This window comes from Billgrantia zhangzhouensis, from assembly GCF_021404465.1.
In the GTDB taxonomy this organism is placed as follows: domain Bacteria; phylum Pseudomonadota; class Gammaproteobacteria; order Pseudomonadales; family Halomonadaceae; genus Halomonas; species Halomonas zhangzhouensis.
In genome coordinates, this window is sequence record NZ_JABFTT010000011.1 from 150,651 (window position 1) to 171,479 (window position 20,829).

Below are 20,829 nucleotides of genomic sequence, written 5' to 3' on the forward strand. Positions count from 1 at the left end.
GCCCGGCATGAGCATCAAACGCCCAGTATCTCCTTGGCCTCGTTCAGGGCATCGACGGATTGGTCGTGCTCGCCGTCGTTGTGATACTGCTCGCCTTGCTCGCGCAATTCGCGTACGCGTGCGAGTTCATCCTCACTGAGCTGGGAAACCTTGGCGTCATCCTCCAACGCTTGATCGATATCGGACATCAGTGTCGGGCACATGTGCGCCCAGGCGGGCGCCATGAAGGTCATCAGCACCAGTGCGGCAAAGAGTTTCTTGATCATTGCGGTTCCTCCCGTTAGACGCGGCCTTGGCATTGCCATTTGGCCGGCCCTGCAATTTGTCGATACCCGCTAATGTCTGGGCACCACCTTAGGCTGGTGATGCACCGTGTTCTGGTCTGGTGCTGTCAGTATAGATGGCCGCTGTGCTTCCTACCGAAATGATGAAACGGCAATCAACGGACGGGAGCATGTGACAGGATGTATAATAAATTCTTATTCATTTTGGGCAAAAGAGAAGAATATCGTTATGGATAGTCTAGGCGATCCAGCATCGACCAGCGACATGCACACGGATTACACCGTGGGCCAGGACAACATCGAGGGGCGGCTGGGACCTATCGGCTTCGACATACACAATCGGGTCTTCGTCGTCTCGGCGCTCGCCTCCGTCGTTTTCATCATCCTTACCCTGCTGTTCCCGGAAAGAGCGGGTGCCGTCTTCCAGGCCATCGTCGGTTTCGCCACCGGTACCCTCGACTGGTACTTCATGGTGGTGGTGGACTTCTTCATCCTGTTCTGTATCGCGCTCGTCCTGCTGCCCTACGGCTCGGTGCGCCTGGGTGGGCCCGATGCCCGTCCGGATTACGGCTATCTCTCCTGGTTCGCGATGCTGTTTTCCGCCGGTATCGGGATTGGCCTGCTGTTCTTCGGCGTGCTGGAGCCGGTCTATCACGCTAATGTCTCCCTGCCGCTGGGTATCCCTTCCCCATTCGGCGCCGACGGCGAGCTCGACCCGGCGGCCATCCCTGAGGCGACGGCCCTGGGCCTGGCCGGCACCTACCTGCACTGGGGCATTCACGGCTGGGCGGTTTACGTGGTGATGGCGCTGGCTCTGGCGATATTCACCTACAACAAAGGCTTGCCGTTCTCCATCCGTTCGGCCTTCTTCCCGATCCTGGGTGAACGAGTGTGGGGCTGGTGGGGGCATGTGATCGACATCCTGGCGGTGTTCTCCACGCTGTTCGGCCTGGCCACCTCTCTGGGGCTGGGGGCGCAGCAGGCCAATGCGGGGATGAATTTCGTCTTTGGCCTCGAGGTCAGTGCCACGGCCCAGGTGATCATCATCCTGCTTGTCACGGCGGTGGCCCTGGTGTCGGTATGGCGAGGGCTGGAGGGCGGTGTGAAGAAGCTCTCCGAGTTCAACATGATCATGGCGGTGCTGTTCTTCTTCTTCGTGCTGCTGGCCGGGCCGACGCTGGTGGCCCTGAGCGGCTTCTGGACGGGGCTTGTGACCTACGTGACGGAGTTCGTGCCGCTGTCGGCTCCCTTCGGGCGCGAGGATGATGCCTATCGTCAGGACTGGACGATCTTCTACTGGGCCTGGTGGGTGAGCTGGGCGCCGTTCGTGGGCATGTTCATCGCCCGGGTGTCGCGAGGGCGCACGGTGCGTGAGTTCGTCATCTGCGTGCTGTTGATCCCCAGCCTGTTCATCTTCATCTGGATGGGAGTGTTCGGCAGCGTCGCTCTCGATCAGCTCTATGCCGCGCCGGAGATCAGTCTGGTCAAGGAGTACGTGATCGACAGCTACCGCCCCGAACTGTCGCTGTTCGGCATGCTCAACGAGCTGCCGCTGACCGCGCTGATGTCGACCGTTGGCATCGTGCTGGCCTTGATTTTCTTCGTCACCTCGTCGGATTCCGGCTCGCTGGTGATCGACACCATCACCGCCGGCGGCAAGATCGATGCGCCCCGGCCGCAGCGCATGTTCTGGGCCACGGTGGAGGGGCTGATCGCCATTGTGCTGCTGCTCGGCGGCGGTCTTGCCGCGCTGCAGGCGGGGGTGACGGCCACGGCGATTCCGTTTTCCATCGTGATGCTGTTGATGTGCTACTCGATCGTCAAGGCGTTGAACGGCGAGCTGCGTCACCGGCGTCCCGGCAAGGCGTGATCGAGCGCAGCGAAGGCGCATGAAAAAGGCCGGTCGCGGCACCCTGTATCGGCAGGGAACCGCGCCGGCCTGTTGGGCTGCGCCTCAGGCGACGGCGGCGATGCCGGCCTTGGCGACCTGTACGTCCTGGTCGGGCTTGACGCCCGATACCCCGACGGTGCCCGCGACCTCACCGTCGACCAGCACCGGAACACCGCCGGTGAGCAGGCCTGCAAGGGGGGCGGAGAGGAAGGCGTTGCGACCGCCGTTGATCATTTCCTCGAAGACTTGGGTCTCCTTGCGACCGAGAGCGGCGCTACGCGCTTTCTGTGTGGCGACGTCCGGCGTCATCGGCGCGGCCCCGTCGAGGCGGCGCAGGCCGAGCAGGTGGCCGCCGTCGTCGGCCACGGCGATGGTCACTGCCCAGCCGTTGGCTTCGGCTTCTTTCTGGGCCGCGTCGAGGATGGCGTTGACGTCGGTCAGGGTGAGTACGGGTTTGGTCTTCATGGGAATCTCCTTGGTTCGGCTAATGTTGCTGGTGATGAGCTTCCCGTCGACAAGCCTTCGCGAGGGCGCTGTGAACCCTTCCCTGGGCGCTACTTTTGCCATCCATGGCAAAAGACCCTCGCTCCGCCTTGTCCCCGGCGCTCATCTGATGCGCTGCTGATACTCTCTAAGCACTGCCCGCCGAGCCGGGCAGGGCAGCATCGACGATTTCGATCCAGTGCCTGACCGGGGTGCGCCCCGCGCCGTTGAGGTGCGTCTGGCAGCCGATGTTGGCGGTCACGATGGTTTCCGGGTTGCCGGCCTCGAGAGCGTTGAGCTTGTTGTCGCGCAGTTGGGTGGCCAGCTCCGGCTGGGTGATCGAGTAGGTGCCTGCCGAGCCGCAGCAGAGATGGGCGTCCTGGACCGGAGTGAGGGTGAAGCCGAGCTTGACCAACACGCCCTCCACCGCGCCGCCGAGCTTCTGGGCGTGCTGCAGGGTGCAGGGGCAGTGGAAGGCCAGCCGGCGGCCTTCGTTGACCTGGAGGCTCGTCAGTTCCTCGTCGCGCAACACCTCGACCAGGTCCTTGGCCAGGGCGCTGACGCGCTTGGCCTTGCCGGCATAGGCGGGGTCGTCCTTGAGGATATCGCGATATTCCTTGACGAAGGCGCCGCAGCCGCTGGCGGTCTGTACGATGGCTTCTGCGCCGGCCTCGATGTATGGCCACCAGGCGTCGATGTTGGCCCGCGCGCGGGTGCGGCCGTCGTCCTGGGCGTTGAGGTGGAAGTCGATGGCGCCGCAGCAGCCGGCTTCAGCCACCGGCGTGAGGCCGATGCCCAGGCGGTCGAGCACCCGCGCCGTGGCGGCGTTGGTGTTGGGCGAAAGGCCCGGCTGCACGCAGCCTTCGAGAATCAGCATCTGGCGTGCGTGGCGCTTGTGGTCGGGGCGTGTGCCGGCATCCACCGGCTTGGGCGGAAGCTTATCCTTGAGCTTGCCGGGTACCAGCGGGTGGAAGGTCTGGCCCAGCTTGAGCAGCGCCTGGAAGCGCTTGGGCTCCACCAGGGCCTTGCGCAGGGCGTAGCGCTGGGCGCGGTCGGCAGCGCTGCGCGGTACACGGCGCTCGATCTCGGCGCGGCCGATGTCGAGCAGCTTGTGGTACTCCACGCCGGAGGGGCAGGTGGTTTCGCAGTTGCGACAGGTCAGGCAGCGGTCCAGGTGCAGGCGGGTCTGCTCGGTGACGTTCTCGCTATCGTCCGGGTTCTCCAGCATCTGCTTCATCAGGTAGATGCGACCGCGCGGCCCGTCGCGCTCATCGCCCAGCAACTGGTAGGTGGGGCAGGTGGCGTTGCAGAAGCCGCAGTGCACGCAACTGCGCAGGACGCGGTCGGCCTCCTGGATGTGCGGCTGCTTGAGGGCTTCCTCGGTGAAATGCGTCTGCATGTCGAAAGATCCTGTACGTCTCAGAGCGCTGCGTAGAGCCGGCCGGGGTTGAAAATGCCCTTGGGGTCGAGCTGGGCCTTGAGGTTGCGGTGGTATTTCATCAGCACCTCGGGCAGCGGTGTGAAGGGCTCCACGTTGGTCGGTCGCGGGCCGCAGCAAGTGGCGTGGCCGCCGGCGGCCTGGCAGGCGCGGCGCAGGGTGTCGGCGTCGAGTTCGGTATGCAGCCAGCGCTGGGCGCCGGCCCAGTCGTGAATCATTAGCCGCTCGTCGACATCGGGCAGTTCCAGCGCCGGCGTGCGGTGGGGCAGCGAGAGTCGCCACAGCGGTGCTTTGGTTTCGTGGAGCGAGCCGGTGCGGAAGAAGGGCAGGCGCTGATCGCGCAGGGCAGCCCAGAAGCCGTTGTCGAGATCGTTGCCGCCGATGCGCGCGCGGGTGGCGGCCACCGAGCTTGGGCCGCCTTCCAGGCGCAGGTGGAGGGCGCCATCGAGCCAGGCGGCGGCGCTGATCGGCAGTGGTTCGCGCCCCCATTCGGCCAGGCGTCGGCGGGCCTCGTCGAGGGAGAGCTCCAGGTGCAGGCTGTGGGTGGCCCCGGGCTTGGGCAGCACCTTGAACGAGACCTCGGTGATCAGCCCCAGGGTGCCTTGGGCGCCCACCATCAGGCGCGACAAGTCGTAGCCGGCGACGTTCTTCATCACCTCGCCGCCGAAGCGCTGCTCGTTGCCCTCGTGGTTGATCACCCGGACGCCCAGCACGAAGTCGCGCACACTACCGGCCCAGGGACGACGCGGGCCGGACAGGCCTGTGGCTACCATGCCGCCCACGGTGCTTGCTGCGCCATAGCGGGGCGGCTCGAAGGGCAACATCTGGCCATGCTCGGCCAGGGCCGCCTCGAACTCGCCCAACGGCGTGCCGGAGCGTACCGAAACCACCAGCTCCACCGGGTCGTAGAAGCTGATACCGCAGTGCTCGCGAGTCGACAGCTCGTTGCCTTCGACCTCGCGACCGTAGAAGAAGCGCGTGTCGCCGCCGACGATGCGCAGCGGGGCGCCCTCGGCGTTGGCCTCGCGAATACGCTCGGCCAAGGCTGCGCTGGCGTCATGGTCGGAGAGATACGTTGCGTTTGCCATGGTCACTCCAGTTCAGCCATGCAGGGTGCCGGGGGCGGTGTCGGCGCTCGCACTCTTGATGGTGCGGAACTCCGAGCAGCGCGCCGGGGTGGGGATGTTCTTGCCCGGGTTGAGCAGGTCGTTCGGGTCGAAGGCCGCCTTGGCGGCGCGGAAGGTGGCCAGTTCGTCGGGGCGGAACTGGGCGCACATTTGGTTGATCTTCTCGCGGCCGACGCCGTGCTCGCCGGTAATGGTGCCGCCAACCCGGACGCACAGCTCGAGGATCTCGCCGCCCAGTGCCTCGGCTACGGCCAGTTCGCCCTCGCGGTTGGCATCGAACAGGATCAGCGGGTGCATGTTGCCGTCGCCGGCGTGGAACACATTCGCCACGCGTAACCCATAGCGCTCGGAGAGGTCGCTGATGCCCTTGAGCACGCGGGCCAGCTCGCGCCGTGGGATGGTGCCGTCCATGCAGTAGTAGTCGGGTGACATGCGCCCCACGGCGGGGAAGGCATTCTTGCGCCCGGCCCAGAACCTGGCGCGTTCGGCGTCGTCACGGGCCTGCTGGATGCCGGTGGCGCCTGCTTTCTCGAGTACCGCGCGCACGGTCTCGCAGTCGTCATCGACATCGGCCTCGACGCCGTCGAGTTCGCACAGCAGGATGGCCTCGGCATCCACCGGATAGCCGGCGCCGATGAAATCCTCTGCGGCGATGATGGCGAGCTTGTCCATCATCTCGAGCCCGCCAGGGATGATGCCGGCCTCGATGATGGCGCCGACCGCGTTGCCGGCCTTCTCCACGTCGTCGAAGCTGGCCATCAGCACCTTGGCGACTTCGGGCTTGGGCAGCAGCTTGACGGTGATTTCGGTGACTACGCCGAGCATGCCCTCGGAGCCGTTGAACAGTGCCAGCAGGTCGAAGCCCGGCGCGTCGAGCGCCTCGCTACCGAGCGTCATGCGTTCGCCTTCGATGGTGAGAATCTCGACCTTGATCACGTTGTGCACGGTGAGGCCGTATTTCAGGCAGTGCACACCGCCGGCATTCTCCGCCACGTTGCCGCCAATCGAACAGGCGATCTGCGACGAGGGGTCGGGGGCGTAGTAGAGCCCATAGGGCGAGGCCGCCTCGGAGATGGCCAGGTTGCGTACGCCAGGCTCGACCCGAGCGATGCGCGCCTCGGGGTCGATCTCGAGAATGCGCGAAAAGCGCGACATCACCAGCAGCACGCCGTGCTCCAGCGGCAGGGCACCGGCGGAAAGCCCGGTGCCGGCGCCGCGGGTCACCACCGGCACGCCGAGGCGATGGCACTCCACGAGCAGGCGCTGTACCTGATCGAGCGTATCAGGTAGTGCCACCAACATGGGCAGGGTGCGGTAGACCGAGAGCCCGTCGCACTCGAAGGGACGCATGTCCTCCTCACGGTGCAGCAGGGTCATGTCTGGAATGGCCTGGGTGAGGCTGTCGCGAATGGTTGCCCTGTCCAGCTCCGGCGCCGGGCCGTCGAGTCGTTCGTCATAGAGGATGTTCATGCAAGCGCCTCAATTGCGAGTCTTGGCGGCAAGGTTGTCCTTGTGCAGGCCCCCAATCTGCGCCTTGCGGGGCCACCTGTCCAGTCTGCGGTCTACTGGTATGACCAGTTGTTTTTGGCTATGTTGGAAATTATTTTCATGATAAACCATGGCGCATTCGGCCGAGCGACTCAAGGTGAACTTCACAGGCCCGGGAGGAAGGCATGTTTCAGGATAGTGAACAGATGCTGCCGATGCGCACGCCCGATGCGGTGGCGGCGCGCCTCGAACGGCTGATCCTCGATGGCGTGTTCCGCCCGGGGCAACTGCTGCCTTCGGAGCGACGCCTGTGCGATCGCCTCGGCGTCTCGCGGACCTCGTTGAGGGAGGGGCTTCGCGTACTACGCAGCAAGGGCATCATCGTTACCCGGCAGGGGCGTGGGTCGGCGGTAGCGGCACTGGTACCGGGACGAGACGACAGCCCGCTGATGCACCTTTTTCGCGACCACCCACGCACTCTGTACGACCTGCTGGAAGTGCGCTCACTGCTCGAGGGTGAGTCGGCCAGGCTCGCAGCGGAGCGTGCCACCTCGGCGGACCGGGTGATGATCCAGCGTCGCTACGAGGCGATGGTCGAGTACGTCAAGGCTGGCGAAGCGATCGACGTGGAGCGGCTGGCGCATCTGGACCACGCCTTTCATCTGGCGATCTGTCAGGCCTCGCATAACCCGGTCCTGGTGCATACGCTGCAGTCGCTTACCGACCTGTTGCTCAGCTCCGTGTTCGCGTCGGTGAAGAACCTCTACCATCGCGAGGTGCCGCGGCAGATGATCAACCGCCAGCATGCCCGTCTCTATCGGGCAGTGATGGAGAGCAAGCCCGAGTCGGCCCGTCGCGCCGCGCTCGATCATCTTGCCGGCATCGCGGCACAGCTGCGCGAGATCGAAGCCGAGGACCAGCGCCTGGAGCGTTCGGCCATGCGACTGGGGGAGTGGGGGTGAGCATCGGCTTGACAACCAGCGAAGAGGAGGCTGTATGGCAATTTACCGATTCGGCGAACATCGCCCTGATGTGCATGACGAAGTCTACGTTGCGGAAACCGCCGATGTGATCGGGCAGGTGACCCTCAGGCGCGGTGTCAGCATCTGGTATCAGGCGGTGCTGCGCGGCGATACCGAACGCCTGGAGGTCGGCGAGGAGAGCAATATTCAGGATGGGGCCGTGCTGCACGCCGATCCCGGTTTTCCACTCAAGGTCGGCAAGGGCGTGACCGTGGGTCACCAGGCGATGCTGCACGGCTGCACCATTGGTGATGGGAGTCTGGTCGGTATCCAGGCGGTGATCCTGAATGGCGCGATGATCGGTGAGAACTGCCTGGTGGCGGCGGGAGCCGTGGTCAAGGAGGGCGCCGAGTTTCCACCGAACTCGCTGATCGTGGGAGCGCCGGCTCGAGTGGTGCGGGAACTCGACGATGTGGCCATCGAAGGCTTGCGTCTCAATGCGGCGGTCTACGTGGAAAAAGCGCGCCAGCACGAGCGCGACCTCGAACGCATTGGCTAGCCTGGATACTTCATTAGCATCGCAGGCCGGCGCTTTGATGGGCTGCCAATCGGTACCTCCCTCGGCTCTTCACTACGTGGAAAGGGGGCGGTTGGCGTGATACATTCTGTTCTTTCGAATGTTGCGGTTGATTCTTGTTTGCCAAAACGAGAGCGGCGGCATTGTTGTCGTGGACATCGGTGTATTATTGCCAGCCAGGTTGCCGCACTGGAATGAGAACGGCACCCAAAGGAGGCCCCATGAGCGACGCGACCCGACAGCAATCCATCGCGAACTGCCCCTACTGCCAAAAGCGGGGCTTGCCGATCCTGCCTCTGCGTTACGCGATCACCCGTACCGACAGCGAGAGCTGGGCGCCTGCGGGGCCGGCACTGGGAGGGGCCTTCGGTGACGGGGTGACCGATGTCGCCTTGCCGGACGGACAAGCCTATACCCTGCGCCTGCTGCGTGGCGGCTACCTGTACGTGTTCAACGAAGTACGCGGAAGCTGGTCCGGCTATGTCGTGACGGAGCGGGGCTATCTGTTCCCCTATATCAGCGGCATCCAGCACGATGCCCTGGTGCGGATGAATCCGGACCAGGTGCAGGGCATCGACTCCCTGCTGCAACCGCCGCCCCGGGAGGAAGAGTTCACCTGCGCGCTCAACCCGGAGCACCACTATCCGGGCCGCTGCCTGACCATTCCCAACGCCGACCGGGCCGGGAATATCTACCTGGCCTTTTCCGATACCGCCTGGACCAAGCGAGTGTGGCACGAGCATGCCACCAACGCGCCGGTGGGCGACGGCGGCCTGCGGCGGCGGGACCACATGCGAAAACTCTCGCTGGCCGAATGGCGTGGCGGTAGTGCCGATCACGCCGCCCCTCTGGCCGAGCTGGAAGAGCGTGTCGCCGAAGCCGGCTACCCCTGGATACCCGCCGATATGCCGGCGTCCGTTTCTGACGAAGACAGCGTTCCACCGCCCACCCCCTTCGGTCACAGCTTGGCTCCCATGAACGGTATCGAGGAGCAGATCGAGGGTCTGCAACGCTGGGCCGATGCCCAGGCCGAGCCGCTCGGCATGTCGCCGGTGATGGTGGCGCTGGAGGATCCGGTGGGCATTGCCGCCGATCTGGCGGGGCTGATGAATGCCAGACTGAATGACTTCATGCGGCAGGACCATCTGCAGCGTCCGCTGGCGATCTCGACCCTGATCGACACGCTGCAGGAGTCGATCAGCAGCCAGGCCGAGTTGCGGCACATTCAGCAGCGTCAAGAAAGTGAGCTTCAAATGCTGCATATGTCGCCCGTACATTATCGCGGCATGTCCAGACAAGAGCGCGAGGAGTATCAGCGGCAACTTGAGCGGCGGGACCGGCTGAGGAGTGATAACGCCTTCCGCAAGGAAGAAGAAGCGCAAGCCCGGCAACGGGCAGTGGATCGGCTGTCGGCCAGCGACCTTGACGATGCCGCCGAACGTGGCTGGCGCCGATACCGCAGGACACTCGAAGAGGGGCAGCCCGAGCAGTGGCGCAACGATGTCTATCAGAAGGAACTGCAGGACTACGACCGGCAATACCTGACCCCTCTCGCCGAAGTGCACCAGACATGGCTGCAGAGCGAAGCGATGGTGAAGTCCTTCACCTGCAACCATGACGACGCCGATGCCGACTCGGGGACCGGTTACCTCCAGGCGCTGCTGCTGTGCCTGCAGGACACCCAGCAGAACCAGGTCTGCTTCGACAACTACCAGACCTGGCTGGAAGCGGGCACGGCCAATGACGGCAACCTCCTGCAACGGGCGCTGCTGCATAACCAGCAGGCAGTGCTCGACGCCATCGGCGAGGCCGACCTGTCGGCCCGGGCACTCTCCCATGAGCAGTGGGTCAGCCTGATCCGCTTGTACAACGAGACCCTCAAACACCTTGATGTGGCAGGCAAGAACCTCGTTGCGCAACTGATCGCAGCGGTGGGCGGCCCGCTCATGAAGGTGCTCGACCCCATGATCGACCAGGGTATCGGACGGCCCCTGATCTTCCTGGGCGTCATCGGCGAGGCGCCGATCAGCGTGGTCCAGCATCGCGGCACGGTCAGTCAGGCGCTGGATGTGCTAGTGGACATGATGACAGAACTCAACCCCGAAGCGCTGCAAGGCGTGGACACCGAGCTGCTCAAACGGCGGCTGGAGATCCGCTCACGCGGCCAGCGGCGCCAGGTCGGGCTGGAAGGCGGTGAGCAGCAGGTGCGGATGCGCTTCGACCGCTTCGCCTTGGTGCAACTCGACGGGGAAGGATTGGAGCCGCGACAACTGGCCAATCGGGCGGCGGGCACCCTGCTGGAAATGGATGACTGGCCAAGAAACCAGATGGCCAGATTCCGCGCCATGTTCGGCACCCATTCCCGGCTGGCGGTGATTGGGCTGATCCTGGAAGGCTTGGCTGCAGGCCAGATGGCGAAGAAACTGGATGACAGCATGGCCCATCAGCGCACTGAAAATACTTGGCGGCTTAGTGCCAGTGCCGGAGCGATCATCGCGGGGGTAGGGAACCTGATCCATGATGGAATCCGGAACGGCGCCCAGGCGGGAAGTATCCGGCTGGCCCGGATGGCGAACAAGGCTTGGGTGGAATGGATGGGTAGGTTGTCCCGCGGTCTTGGGGTTGTAATGGCAGGGCTGATGGCGGTTCTTGACTTGAAAAATTCAATCCAGGAGGGTTTGAAAGGGGATTTGAGATTGTCTGGGCTTTATTTCTTCTCTGGCGTGGCGGGCATTGGAGCGGCAATTCTATTTACCACATGGGGAGCATCTCTATTCGGGCTCACTGTGGCGGCTGCTACCGGTGTTGGTATCATCCTAGTATTGATTGGTATCGGGGTTTCACTACTGATTGACTATTTCAAGAACAACGCCTTGCAAGATTGGATGGAGCGTTGCCATTTTGGAAAGCTAGTGAGTGACCGATATGAAGGTTTGAGAGTGGAGACGGAAAAATTTGAGGAGGCGATGAAGGCGCTTGGTGTCGAGGGTGAAGGTGAGAGAACGAATAACGTAGCACTGGGCCTCGTCCCGCAAGCGGAGTAAGTTATGGATTACACTGGCTTTGGGAAAGATGGCAAACATAATTATAAGCGAGATTATAAGATAAATCGTTCTTTGACAGAAAAAGAGCGACAAGAAAAGTTGGAGAAGAGTGAGGTCGCTAGTGAGCACCCTTTAGATTGGATGTCGGTGATAAAGATAAATAATACTTTTCTGGAGTTGGTGGATCGTTGGTACCCTGTTAAAGGGTTCGCTGCTTGGCAAGGGGTGATGATTTTAATAATCTCTATAGGAGGGCTTGTTGCCTTTTTATGGTTGGCTATGAAAATGAATGAGCTGGGGTTCTGGGTTCTTTCAGCTATTACGACCTTGTTTTTTTTGTTTTTTATTTGGGTGGGGTATAAGGGTTTACGTTTTGATGTTTTTCGCTTTACTCATTATCCAATTCGTTTGAATCGTAAGGCGCGCCAGGTCCATGTTTATAGACCTCGAGATACAGTCTTGACAACCTCTTGGGATGACTTGTTTGTCTGTGTTATGGAAAATGATATGCCTCTCTTCGATAAAAGTTTTGATATTCGCGCCCATGTGCTTGATGAAGATGGTGAAACTGTTAGAGATACCTTCACCTTGGGTTATGCATATATGGGAGATAAAGAAAGTATTCTGCAGCTTTGGGAATATATCCGGCGCTATATGGAAGAGCCGAATGGAGTGGAGGAAAGTTATAAGTTAACAGAGTTGTGCTTGCCCATTGACGGCCGTCGAGAAGGGGCCGCATTCGGTATTCTTCGCACCTTCGCTCCTGCTGCAAACCGCCCCATCCCTCAATTATTGTTATCTCCAATGGCAGCCTTGATTATTCTTGGCCGCTGGTTTGCCATGTATACCTGCAAGGTGCCTCGCTGGCCGGAAGAAGTGGAGGCGGCGTGCCCCATTGAACCCAACGATCCTTACCGCAAGGACTGGCGCGACAATGGCAAGTACGACTTCTGGGAGCTGGGCTGGCCGCTGATCTGCTTTGTGGTTGGTCTTGCCGTGCTTGGCATTGGCGCTGTGTGGCTGGTGCGGGCGTGGTTCTCCTGATGGCGGACGAGCGTCTGGCATTGAGCGGGCTTGCTCCCGCAAGCGGAGTCAGCAGATGGACTTTACCGGGCTAAATAGATTCCACGCGTACAAGCTTGACCGGCCCTTGACCGAGGAGGAGCGAAAAAGTCAGTTGAATCCCAAGAAGCCCGCCAGCGACGACCCTCTGGACTGGTTGTCGGTCATCAAGATCAATAGCACCTACCTGGAATTGGTGGATCGCTGGTATGCAGGCAAGGGGTTCGCCACTTGGATGGGAGGCATGTTTGCAGTTCCGTTCACGCTGGGGCTTTTTTATATCATATATTCGTCTATCAAGCAGGCCAGCCCGGTCATGTGGATGCTTGACCTGTTATTCTCCTTGGCCGTTATTTTTTTTGCGTGGGTCGGCATTTGGATAATGCGCCATGAAGTGTTTCGCCAAACCCATTACCCCATCCGTCTGAACCGTAAGACCCGACAGGTCTATGCCTATCGACCGGACGGCACGATACTCCGAACTGACTGGGACAAGCTCTTTATATGCGCCATTACTACCGGCTCGTCGGAGATGACCCGTATCGAAGATATCCGTGCTCATGTATTGGCCGAGGATGGCGAGACGGTCAAGGATACCTTCACCCTGGGATACCCCTATCTGGGAAATCGAGAAGGTATGTTGCAGTTGTGGGAGTATATTCGGCGTTATATGGAGGAGCCGGATGGAGTGGAAAAAAACTACAAGCAGACCGAAATTTGCATGCCTCTTGATGGCCGCCGTGAGGGGTTGGTCTTTGGTTTGGTTCGAACTTTTGCACCAATGGCAAAGTGGCCGCTCATGCAACTTCTGGTTTCGCCGTTGTGGGCCTTGACGACCCTAGGCCGCTGGTTTGCCATGTCCACCTGCAAGGTGCCTCGCTGGCCGGAAGAAGTGGAGGCGGCGTGCCCCATTGAACCCAACGATCCTTACCGCAAGGACTGGCGCGACAATGGCAAGTACGACTTCTGGGAGTTGGGCTGGCCATTGGTCTGCTTCGCGGTGGGGCTCACCGTGCTTGGCATCGGCGCTGTGTGGCTGGTGAGGGTGTGGTTCGTCTGATAGTAATGCACGCGATAAGAGGGAGAGCCCGGAGCCCGCTTTTCCTTCTTGATAGGAGGCGGCGCAACCATTTGTAAGGTATGCGGGCACTGACACTCCACGCCAGGGTTTCTTTCGGCTGGAGCCCTTCTTTCAGAATTCTGTGGATCAGTAGGGCCCGGTCATAGGGCATGAGGTGAATATCCATCTGGGCCTCTCGGAGCTGAGTTATTCCGGGTAGGTTTCGGATGAGCAGCCTAAAAGAGAAATCACAGCTAGCTTGTGAAACCATGCACAGATTCTAAGGACGAACGCCCCCGGAGTCGGGGGCGTTGATGGTGGCGTCGCCTCGGGTCGTTACTCTTCCGTGGCGTCGTCCTCTACCGGCGACGGGGGCTCGTCCTCCATGGGCTCCTGCTCTGCCCCATCTAACGTCTCCTCTTGCGGTTCCGTCGCATCGGCTGCTTCAGCAGGCTCCATCTCCTCGATGATGGGCTGCTCCATCTGGCCCACTTCCAACAGCGGGTCGCTGACATTGAGCACGTAGAAGCCAACCATGGCGATCGCACCGGCAAACACCAGGTAGTAGATGGTCGGCAGGATGGTCTTGCGGATCGTCTCACCCTCGCGGCCAAGCAGGCCGACGGTGGCCGAGGCCGCGACTACGTTGTGGATGGCGATCATGTTGCCCGCAGCGGCACCCACGGCTTGTAGCGCCACCATGAAGGCAGTGGAGAGGCCAAGTTGCTGGGCCACGTTGAACTGGAACTCGGCCAGCATCAGGTTGGAAACCGTATTGGAGCCGGCGATGAAGGCACCCAGTGCACCCACGGCGGGGGAGAAGAAGGGATAGATGCCACCCACGCCGTCGGCCACGAATTGGGCCATGGTCACCGGCATGGAGGCGAGATCGGCGGCGTTGACGCCTGAGTTGATCAGAATCCGCACCATGGGCACGGTGAAGATCAGCACGAAACCGGCACCGAAGATGGTCTTGGTCGATTCGGAAACCGCCGCGCTCAGCTTGCGGCCGTTCATCTGGTGCAGGAAGAAGGTCACCAGCACCACCATCAGGATGATGCCGCCGGGCAGGAACAGCGGTTCGATGCTGCCACTGATGCCTTGCTCCCCGAGGATGTTGGCCCAGCCGAAGCTGACGCTGTTGAGCGCGGCGCGCAGCGGCTCGATGGTGCGTGAGGCAACCAGGAAGATGGCCAGCAGGACATAGGGAAGCCAGCCGCGCAGGGGCGACATCGGAGCCTTCTCGCTGAGCTCGTCGAGCTTGATCTGAAAGCTGCCGATCCAAGAGTCGGGCCAGGAGCTGGTTTCGGGGAAGTCCCAGGTATCCTTGGGCAGCAGGAAGCCGCGGCGAGCCGCCGGTACGACGATGGCAAGACCCACCATGGCGCCGATCATCGAGGGGAATTCCGGTCCCAGGAACACGCCCACCAGGACGTAGGGAATGACGAAGGCGAAGCCGGTGAAGATGGCGAACGGGGCAATGGAGAGGCCTTCTGTCCAGGAGCGGTTGGCGCCGAAGAAGCGCACCATCACGGTCACCAGTATCAGCGGCATCAGGATACCGACGATGCCGTGCGTGATGGCGACCTCACTGGTGACAAGCTGGAAGAAGACGTCCCAGCTCGAGCCGCCGGCTTCCAGGGCTTCAGTGATGCTGGCCCGGTCCAGACCGCTCGAGACCCCCACCACGATGGGCGTCCCCACGGCGCCGAAGGAGACCGGAGTCGATTGCAGCATCATGCCGACGACTACTGCGGCCAGTGCGGGGAAGCCCAGCGCCACCATCAGCGGTGCTGCCACCGCGGCGGGCGTACCGAAGCCCGAGGCACCCTCGATGAAACAGCCGAACAGCCAGGCCACGATCAGGGCCTGCACGCGACGGTCGGGACTGATGCCGGAGAAACCGTTGCGAATCGCGGTGATTCCGCCGGAATGCTTCAGTGTATTCAGAAGCAGGATCGCACCGAAGATGATCCATAGCAGGCCAGCGGTCTGGATCAGGCCCTGAAAAGTCGATGCCGCGATGCGGGTAAAGCTCATCTCCCAGGCGGTGAGGGCAATCAGGGCCGTTACCAGGAAGACGATGGGCATGGCGATCTTGGCCGCCACGCGAAAGCCGATCAACAGCACGCCGGCCAGTATCAGTGGCGTAAAGGCGAGTAGTGCTAGGGTTGTATCCGTCATGACGTTTCCTCGGATTTCTCCTTGTTAGAGTCCGGCAGGCGAAGGCCGCCCATCGAAGCGTGTCTACCTGTGCCGGCCGCGGAGGCAACGATACGAAGTGCGCTTAAAAGTTACCATCCTTGGGTAATTGGTATTACCAATCTGCTGCGTAGTGACATCCCATGAGGGCTTCTTGATTTGCATTTCAAATCATGTGGATAAGAGGAATATCTGCGCGTCGCCAAGCATCTGGAAGCCATTCGTTATTAGACTAATGGACAGACTTATGGCTCCAGCGTAGTCGAGCCTGCTGCGGTTGGCATCCTGCCACCAAGGCTGGCACTATCCAGAGACTACTAACGACGTTCCCCAGGAGGCACCATGGCAAGGGTTCTCTTTGACCTCTGCGGTATCGATGAAGGTCTGCGTTTTTCCCCATACTGCTGGCGTGTGCGCTATGCGCTCGCTCACAAGGGACTCGAGGCGGAGACGCGTTCCTGGCACTTCACCGACAAGCAGGCCCTGGCATTCGCCGACCACGACAAGGTGCCGGTACTGGTCGATGGTGACGAGACGGTCATTGATAGCTACGAGATCCTGCGCTACCTGGACCGTACCTATCCCGAGGCGCCCCTGCTGGGCGATGGCGTGGCCGAATCCCGGGCGCGCTTCTTCAAGCATTACGCCGAACGGGCGCTGCATCCGGCGATGATGCGTACCATCGTCATGGACCTGCTCAACGCCATCGATCCCAAAGACCGCGACTATTTTCGCACCAGCCGTGAAAAGCGTTTCGGCCGTTCCCTCGAGGAATTCCATTCACCGGCAAAGGGGTTGGCGCAGCTCGACGCCGCTCTGGCCCCGTTGCGGGGCCAACTGGAAGATAGCGATTTCCTTGATGGCAAGGCGCCTGCCGCGGCCGACTACCTCGTTTTCGGTGCCTTCATGTGGGCGCGGGTAGTGTCGACTGCCGACTTGGTGTCGAATGCCGACCCCGTCTACGGTTGGGTCGAGCGCATGCTCGATCTCCATGGCGGCTTGGGGCGCATGGCCATGCGAATCACGGATATCGAAGGGGCCTATCGCTGAACGGGCGAGGGCGGCGGAAAGCTACAGTCGCGGTGCTCCAGAAACGGTACTCAAAAAATGTTGCACCGCAAAAAACGAGCTGCTATGTTGCAATGCAACAAGGCGCGATCCTGCCTTGATAACGCAACGTAGGAGGTGTCTCATGAGCAAGACCCAAGACAAGGCGACCCAGCAGTTCGAAACTCTGCTCCTCGCTCCGGCGCGTGCCTATGGCTCGCTGACCCTGGAATACTACGAGAAGCTGCTGTCAGCGCAGCTGGACGCCTTCCGTAGCTACTCCGACCTGAGCCTGGCCCAGGCCCGCGCCTGGGTCGATGTCAAGGATTCCGAAGGCTTCAAGCAGGTGTTCGAGACTCAGCAGAAAGCCGTCAAGGAGCTGGGCGAGCGTCTGCAGGGCGACACCAAGAAGGTGGTCGACCTGAGCCAGGAGTTCCTGCAGAAGGGTCAGCAACTGACCGAGCAGAACGTCAAGGCCGCCAGCGCCGCGACCAAGTAAATCGCTACATACCCTGCCGATGCAAAGGCCGTCGCCCCTGAGGGCGGCGGCCTTTTTCTTGCGTGCCGTGTGCCTCCCTCACGCTGCCGACGCGGTCATTCGCCAAGCAGCTCAATGACTTCCTCCTCCTCCACCTGGCCGAAGTCGATATAGAACTGGCCCACCGCCATGAAGCGCTGCGGGACATCGAGACAGACGACCTCATCAGCAATCGCCTCCAGCCGGGTGACGGCGCTCGGCGATGCCACCCCCAAGGCTGCCACAAGCCGTGAGGCACGGCCGTGCAGGGTTTGCAGGGCGGCTTCCATGGTCGCTCCGGTAGCGCTACCGTCGTCGATGATCACCACCACCCGGCTCTCGGGCGGTATCGGCGGGCGAACCGGACTGTAGCGTTGGCGCCGTTGCTGAAGCAGCTTGCGCTGCTGCTCGGCTTCGCGTTCTACCGCTATCTGGGCAAAGTGAGAGGCAGCCTCGTCGAGCTTCATGGTGCCATCTTCGCTGATGGCGCCAATCGCGAATTCGGGGCTGCCCGGGGCACGGATCTTGCGCACCAGCACGACATCGAGTTCCCCCTCGAGAGCGTCGGCAAGGTAGCGCCCCATGGGAACGCCACCACGGGGAATGGCGAGTACCAGAGGGTTGGAGCCCTTGAGATACGCGAGGCGCTCGGCAAGTCGCTCGGCGGCATCCAGGCGGTCGCGAAACATGTCGCGTTCTCCTCCATCCATCATGGATAACCGCAGTGTAGAACGCCCAGGCGGGATGGTCGGGCGCAGCGGTAGTGTATGAGGGAGGAGAAGCTAGACTAGGACAGGCGAGGCGTGGCCTCGCCCTGATGCCTCCTACACGTTGGAGCGTACCTGCTCGCTCTTCGCGGCTACCGGCTCCTGTGGTGCCTGGCGGCGGGGTTTGCCGGGCAGGATGGCGTCCAGCAGCAAGGCGGCGACGGCCGCCGGTACCAGACCCGATTTCAACAGCAGGCCGGCCTGTCCAGGCATGGTTTCGGAGATCGCATCCACCGCGGGCAGGCCGATGCCGAGGCTCAGCGACACCGCAATGATCAGCATGTTGCGCTGATCCAGCTCACATTCCTTGATGATCTTGAGTCCGGCCGAGGCGATCATGCCGAACATGACGATGCCGGCTCCCCCCAGTACGGCATGGGGCATGGCCGCGACCAGACCGCCCAACTTGGGAAACAGACCCATGGCGATCAGCAGTAGGCCACCGATGGTCACCACATGGCGGCTGACCACACCGGTCAGGGTGATCAGGCCGACGTTCTGGGCGTAGGCGGTATTGGGCAGTGTGTTGAACACGGCGGCGAAGGAGGTCGCCACGCCATCGGCCATTACCCCGCCCGAGAGCTCACGATCCTTGGCCGGGCGCCCGGCCCCGCCGGTAGTAATGGCCGAGATGTTGCCGATGGTTTCGAGCCCCACCACGAACATGATCAGCGTCATGCCGATAATGGCGGTCATGGAGAACTCCATGCCGTAGACGAAGGGCTGAGGCAGGGCGAACCAGGCGGCATCGCGCAGGTTGGTGAAATCGACCATGCCCAGCGCGATGGCGACCAGGTAACCGGCCAGCAGGCCGAACAGGATCGATGAGGCCTTGATGAAGCCGCGTCCCAGCTGATGCACGGCGATGGTTACCACCAGCACGAAGAAGGCGAGCGCCAGGTTGGTCGGTGAGGCGAAATTCTCCGAGCCCACGCCGCCCGCCGCATAGTTGAGGCCCACCGGCATCAGGGTGATGCCGATCAACAGCACCACGATGCCGGTCACTACCGGCGAGAACCAGTGGCGGATCTTCTTGAGGAACGCACCCAGCAGGATCTGCAGCAGGCCGGCGATGAACGAAGCCCCCAGTACCGCGGGAAGGCCGAAGGCCTTGGCCAGTGGCAAGGCGACGGGCAGGAAGCCGAAGCTAGTGCCTTGCACGATGGGAAGCCGGGCGCCGATGGGCCCCATGCCGATGGTCTGGACCAGCGTGGAGATACCGGCCACGAACAGCGCGACCTGTATGAGAAAGATCTGCTCGCCGGCGGTGGCGCCGATTACGCCGGCAATGATGATCGGCGGCGTCACGTTGCCGGCGAACATCGCCATGATGTGTTGCAACCCGAGTGGAATCGCCTTGCCCAATGGCGGCATGGCGTCGGGGTTCTGGTTGATCGTGCGTGAGGGCTTGGTTGGCTGAGAAGGCTTTCCAGTGTCGGTCATGGTCAGGCTCTCGGTTGTTGTTATCGCAGTGGTGCGTGTCCATGCACCACACTCTGCCAAGAAATGTACACAATACATTGTCATTTAAAAGACAGTTTTCAATTATTTTTGTCTACTAAAATTGTTTGTTCTTCTATATCAATGGGTTGAATATATCACTCTGACCGTTTGGTCATATTTTGTCGGCTATCCCGATGCTCGAGCAGCAACAAAAAACCCGCCGCGATATCGCTGGCGGGTTTCCCCTGGGCCGATAGCACTGTGCCATATCGCAGGCCGGCCAAAGGCCGGGAAGTCTGCGAGATCAGCGATTCTCGACACGCTCCTCCAGGCGGAAGCGGGCAATGCGGTTGATCTGCTCGATGGCGGTACGGCGCTCTTCCGCGGGTGAGTTCCCCAGGCGCGTCTCGAAGGCCGCCAGAATGGCGTGCCTGTCGCTGCCCTTCACGGCCATGACGAAGGGAAAGCCGAACTTCTCCTTATATGCCGCATTGAGGCGCTCGAAACGGGCCATCTCCTCGGGCGTACATTGGTCGAGGCCCGCGCCGGCCTGCTCGCGGGTGGAGTTGTCGGTCAGCTCGCCGGCGATGGCGGCCTTGCCCGCGAGGTCAGGGTGGGCGCGAATCACCTCGAGCTGGCGTTCCGCTGTGGCGCTGCTTAGCGTCTGGCCCATGGCCTCGGCGAGGCTTGCCGGGGTGTCCTGCGCCGGCTGCAACCCGCGCTTCCAGGTCAGCTCGGCCACCCAGGGGGAGTGCTCGTAGATGTCGCCGAAGCGGGCCACGAATTCGTCGCGGTCGAGCGTGCTGGGGCGCGGCGCGAGTGTCTTGTCGTTCATCGTGATCTCCATGGTCAGTGCTGTCATGCAGTGATCGAAGCGTGTTCTCTCAAAAGTGTATACAAAAAAACTTTGAAATGTACCACCAAAATGGATAAAACTGTCTTCATGGCATGCGGCGAACCTCGGTCAGCGCCAAGGCTCGGGTCAGGGCCGCCGCTCAAGCTCCGGCTGACAACGGGAGAAACGATATGGGACGACTGACCACACACGTTCTGGATACTGCCCAGGGCCGCCCTGGCGAAGGTATCCGCATCGACGTCTATCGCCTGGAGGGCGAGCAGCGTTCGCTGTTGAAGACGGTAACGACCAATGACGACGGCCGCTGCGATGCACCGATTCTGGAAGGTGACGACTTCCGGGCCGGCGAGTACGAACTGGTCTTCCATGCCGGCGACTATCTGCGCCAACAGGGGATCCAGGCGAGCGAGCCGCGTTTCCTCGATGTCATTCCGCTGCGCTTCGGCGTTGCCGACGCCTCGCAGCACTATCATGTGCCGCTGCTGGTGTCGCCCTATGGCTATTCCACTTACCGCGGCAGCTAGGGAAGCACTGAGTCAATGGCTGCGCGGGCGAATCACTGCGTTGCGCAGTGCTCGAAA

Annotated in this window: 18 protein-coding genes; 9 read left to right on the forward strand and 9 right to left on the reverse strand. The window is 61.8% G+C overall.

The window, feature by feature from the left end:
- Nucleotides 1-14: 14 nt before the first annotated feature.
- On the reverse strand, nucleotides 15-266 hold the full coding sequence (locus HOP51_RS15115; protein ID WP_234274737.1) for a hypothetical protein: 252 nt from the start codon (nucleotides 264-266) through the stop codon (nucleotides 15-17).
- Between the two features lie 283 nt (nucleotides 267-549).
- Here HOP51_RS15115 and HOP51_RS15120 point away from each other — a divergent pair, with 283 nt between their 5' ends.
- Nucleotides 550-2,154 carry a BCCT family transporter gene (locus tag HOP51_RS15120; protein ID WP_234274738.1) on the forward strand — a complete coding sequence of 535 codons (1,605 nt, stop codon included), beginning with the start codon at nucleotides 550-552 and terminating at the stop codon, nucleotides 2,152-2,154.
- Nucleotides 2,155-2,238: 84 nt separating this feature from the next.
- On the opposite strand, the gene HOP51_RS15125 is transcribed toward HOP51_RS15120, so the two are convergent.
- From HOP51_RS15125 to glcD, 4 genes are all read right to left on the reverse strand, one after another.
- Nucleotides 2,239-2,640 (reverse strand): GlcG/HbpS family heme-binding protein, encoded by a 402-nt coding sequence (locus tag HOP51_RS15125; protein WP_234274739.1) that lies wholly within the window; start codon nucleotides 2,638-2,640, stop codon nucleotides 2,239-2,241.
- Between the two features lie 166 nt (nucleotides 2,641-2,806).
- Complete coding sequence (glcF, locus tag HOP51_RS15130; RefSeq protein WP_234274740.1) at nucleotides 2,807-4,057, reverse strand: glycolate oxidase subunit GlcF; 1,251 nt, start codon at nucleotides 4,055-4,057, stop codon at nucleotides 2,807-2,809.
- A gap of 20 nt (nucleotides 4,058-4,077) precedes the next feature.
- A complete protein-coding gene (gene glcE / locus HOP51_RS15135; protein WP_234274741.1) occupies nucleotides 4,078-5,184 on the reverse strand; it encodes a glycolate oxidase subunit GlcE in 1,107 nt (368 codons plus the stop codon).
- 12 nt (nucleotides 5,185-5,196) lie between these two features.
- Nucleotides 5,197-6,693, reverse strand: a complete 1,497-nt coding sequence (gene glcD, locus HOP51_RS15140) for a glycolate oxidase subunit GlcD (protein WP_234274742.1) — start codon at nucleotides 6,691-6,693, stop codon at nucleotides 5,197-5,199.
- A 203-nt stretch (nucleotides 6,694-6,896) separates the two neighbouring features.
- Between glcD and glcC the strand changes: the two genes are divergently transcribed.
- From glcC to HOP51_RS15165, 5 genes are all read left to right on the forward strand, one after another.
- On the forward strand, nucleotides 6,897-7,673 hold the full coding sequence (gene glcC, locus HOP51_RS15145) for a transcriptional regulator GlcC (protein ID WP_234274743.1): 777 nt from the start codon (nucleotides 6,897-6,899) through the stop codon (nucleotides 7,671-7,673).
- 34 nt (nucleotides 7,674-7,707) lie between these two features.
- Nucleotides 7,708-8,232: a gamma carbonic anhydrase family protein gene (locus tag HOP51_RS15150; protein ID WP_234274744.1), complete on the forward strand. Its 525-nt coding sequence runs from the start codon at nucleotides 7,708-7,710 to the stop codon at nucleotides 8,230-8,232.
- Nucleotides 8,233-8,471: 239 nt separating this feature from the next.
- Nucleotides 8,472-11,294: a T6SS effector BTH_I2691 family protein gene (locus HOP51_RS15155; RefSeq protein ID WP_234274745.1), complete on the forward strand. Its 2,823-nt coding sequence runs from the start codon at nucleotides 8,472-8,474 to the stop codon at nucleotides 11,292-11,294.
- 3 nt (nucleotides 11,295-11,297) lie between these two features.
- Entirely contained in the window at nucleotides 11,298-12,338 is a 1,041-nt protein-coding gene (locus HOP51_RS15160; RefSeq protein WP_234274746.1) for a DUF6708 domain-containing protein, read from the forward strand.
- A 55-nt stretch (nucleotides 12,339-12,393) separates the two neighbouring features.
- On the forward strand, nucleotides 12,394-13,416 hold the full coding sequence (locus HOP51_RS15165; protein ID WP_234274747.1) for a DUF6708 domain-containing protein: 1,023 nt from the start codon (nucleotides 12,394-12,396) through the stop codon (nucleotides 13,414-13,416).
- Between the two features lie 336 nt (nucleotides 13,417-13,752).
- Here HOP51_RS15165 and HOP51_RS15170 read toward each other — a convergent pair whose 3' ends face one another.
- The gene (locus tag HOP51_RS15170) at nucleotides 13,753-15,600 is read right to left on the reverse strand and encodes an L-lactate permease (protein ID WP_234274748.1); all 1,848 of its coding nucleotides are present in this window, start codon (nucleotides 15,598-15,600) and stop codon (nucleotides 13,753-13,755) included.
- 360 nt (nucleotides 15,601-15,960) lie between these two features.
- Here HOP51_RS15170 and HOP51_RS15175 point away from each other — a divergent pair, with 360 nt between their 5' ends.
- Together HOP51_RS15175 and HOP51_RS15180 are read left to right on the forward strand one after the other, a co-directional pair.
- Nucleotides 15,961-16,668 carry a glutathione S-transferase N-terminal domain-containing protein gene (locus HOP51_RS15175; RefSeq protein ID WP_234274749.1) on the forward strand — a complete coding sequence of 236 codons (708 nt, stop codon included), beginning with the start codon at nucleotides 15,961-15,963 and terminating at the stop codon, nucleotides 16,666-16,668.
- Nucleotides 16,669-16,810: 142 nt separating this feature from the next.
- Complete coding sequence (locus HOP51_RS15180; protein ID WP_234274750.1) at nucleotides 16,811-17,164, forward strand: phasin family protein; 354 nt, start codon at nucleotides 16,811-16,813, stop codon at nucleotides 17,162-17,164.
- Between the two features lie 95 nt (nucleotides 17,165-17,259).
- Here HOP51_RS15180 and HOP51_RS15185 read toward each other — a convergent pair whose 3' ends face one another.
- The 3 genes from HOP51_RS15185 to uraD form a co-directional block, all read right to left on the reverse strand.
- Nucleotides 17,260-17,871 carry a phosphoribosyltransferase gene (locus HOP51_RS15185; RefSeq protein ID WP_234274751.1) on the reverse strand — a complete coding sequence of 204 codons (612 nt, stop codon included), beginning with the start codon at nucleotides 17,869-17,871 and terminating at the stop codon, nucleotides 17,260-17,262.
- A 135-nt stretch (nucleotides 17,872-18,006) separates the two neighbouring features.
- Nucleotides 18,007-19,392, reverse strand: a complete 1,386-nt coding sequence (locus tag HOP51_RS15190; RefSeq protein WP_234274752.1) for a uracil-xanthine permease family protein — start codon at nucleotides 19,390-19,392, stop codon at nucleotides 18,007-18,009.
- A gap of 304 nt (nucleotides 19,393-19,696) precedes the next feature.
- Nucleotides 19,697-20,227 (reverse strand): 2-oxo-4-hydroxy-4-carboxy-5-ureidoimidazoline decarboxylase, encoded by a 531-nt coding sequence (gene uraD / locus HOP51_RS15195; RefSeq protein ID WP_234274753.1) that lies wholly within the window; start codon nucleotides 20,225-20,227, stop codon nucleotides 19,697-19,699.
- 191 nt (nucleotides 20,228-20,418) lie between these two features.
- Between uraD and uraH the strand changes: the two genes are divergently transcribed.
- Nucleotides 20,419-20,772 (forward strand): hydroxyisourate hydrolase, encoded by a 354-nt coding sequence (gene uraH / locus HOP51_RS15200; protein ID WP_234274754.1) that lies wholly within the window; start codon nucleotides 20,419-20,421, stop codon nucleotides 20,770-20,772.
- Nucleotides 20,773-20,829 lie beyond the last annotated feature (57 nt).

Bases quoted from the DNA above. Each gene is read 5' to 3' on its own strand.
- HOP51_RS15125 (WP_234274739.1), bottom strand. From the start codon at position 2,640: ATGAAGACCAAACCCGTACTCACCCTGACCGACGTCAACGCCATCCTC.
- HOP51_RS15185 (WP_234274751.1), bottom strand. From the start codon at position 17,871: ATGTTTCGCGACCGCCTGGATGCCGCCGAGCGACTTGCCGAGCGCCTC.
- glcF (WP_234274740.1), bottom strand. From the start codon at position 4,057: ATGCAGACGCATTTCACCGAGGAAGCCCTCAAGCAGCCGCACATCCAG.
- HOP51_RS15165 (WP_234274747.1), top strand. From the start codon at position 12,394: ATGGACTTTACCGGGCTAAATAGATTCCACGCGTACAAGCTTGACCGG.
- HOP51_RS15120 (WP_234274738.1), top strand. From the start codon at position 550: ATGCACACGGATTACACCGTGGGCCAGGACAACATCGAGGGGCGGCTG.
- HOP51_RS15150 (WP_234274744.1), top strand. From the start codon at position 7,708: ATGGCAATTTACCGATTCGGCGAACATCGCCCTGATGTGCATGACGAA.
- uraH (WP_234274754.1), top strand. From the start codon at position 20,419: ATGGGACGACTGACCACACACGTTCTGGATACTGCCCAGGGCCGCCCT.
- HOP51_RS15155 (WP_234274745.1), top strand. From the start codon at position 8,472: ATGAGCGACGCGACCCGACAGCAATCCATCGCGAACTGCCCCTACTGC.
- uraD (WP_234274753.1), bottom strand. From the start codon at position 20,227: ATGAACGACAAGACACTCGCGCCGCGCCCCAGCACGCTCGACCGCGAC.
- HOP51_RS15160 (WP_234274746.1), top strand. From the start codon at position 11,298: ATGGATTACACTGGCTTTGGGAAAGATGGCAAACATAATTATAAGCGA.
- glcC (WP_234274743.1), top strand. From the start codon at position 6,897: ATGTTTCAGGATAGTGAACAGATGCTGCCGATGCGCACGCCCGATGCG.
- HOP51_RS15170 (WP_234274748.1), bottom strand. From the start codon at position 15,600: ATGACGGATACAACCCTAGCACTACTCGCCTTTACGCCACTGATACTG.
- glcE (WP_234274741.1), bottom strand. From the start codon at position 5,184: ATGGCAAACGCAACGTATCTCTCCGACCATGACGCCAGCGCAGCCTTG.
- HOP51_RS15115 (WP_234274737.1), bottom strand. From the start codon at position 266: ATGATCAAGAAACTCTTTGCCGCACTGGTGCTGATGACCTTCATGGCG.
- glcD (WP_234274742.1), bottom strand. From the start codon at position 6,693: ATGAACATCCTCTATGACGAACGACTCGACGGCCCGGCGCCGGAGCTG.
- HOP51_RS15190 (WP_234274752.1), bottom strand. From the start codon at position 19,392: ATGACCGACACTGGAAAGCCTTCTCAGCCAACCAAGCCCTCACGCACG.
- HOP51_RS15175 (WP_234274749.1), top strand. From the start codon at position 15,961: ATGGCAAGGGTTCTCTTTGACCTCTGCGGTATCGATGAAGGTCTGCGT.
- HOP51_RS15180 (WP_234274750.1), top strand. From the start codon at position 16,811: ATGAGCAAGACCCAAGACAAGGCGACCCAGCAGTTCGAAACTCTGCTC.